1 protein-coding gene is annotated in these 391 nt (G+C 51.4%); it reads right to left on the minus strand.

From position 1 onward, the window contains the following. Positions 1-132: 132 nt before the first annotated feature. On the minus strand, positions 133-391 hold a 259-nt coding region (locus G3I17_RS40250), incomplete at its 5' end, for a hypothetical protein (RefSeq protein ID WP_203591369.1).

Below are 391 nucleotides of genomic sequence, written 5' to 3' on the forward strand. Positions count from 1 at the left end.
AACCTTCACGGAACTTCGCCACATCAAACAGTGTACCTGTGCCGGTGACAGCCGTTGAACCATTGGCGAGCGTAATCGTGCCAGAGGTATAATCTGACAAAACAGCCATTGTATTCTCCGATTTTCGGATTGTTAGAGCGTTGCGGCCCCAAGGATGTAGTAGCGAACGCCAACAGGATCAGGGAAACCGCTCACATTCGGCCCTGCACTGTTTCCCGGCGATATGTGAACGACACAATGGTCAGAATTAACGACCGTTGCCATTGATTGGCGAAGCACCTCAACAGTGCCGCTCCCTGGAGAAACGTACATCGCGTGGTTGCCTTGCCGGAACATGTCACCAAACTCGACAATGACTTTCCGGAATACCCACAGGCCTTGACTTTCAAAT

The organism is Streptomyces sp. SID13031, assembly GCF_010548305.1.
Taxonomy (GTDB): domain Bacteria; phylum Actinomycetota; class Actinomycetes; order Propionibacteriales; family Kribbellaceae; genus Kribbella.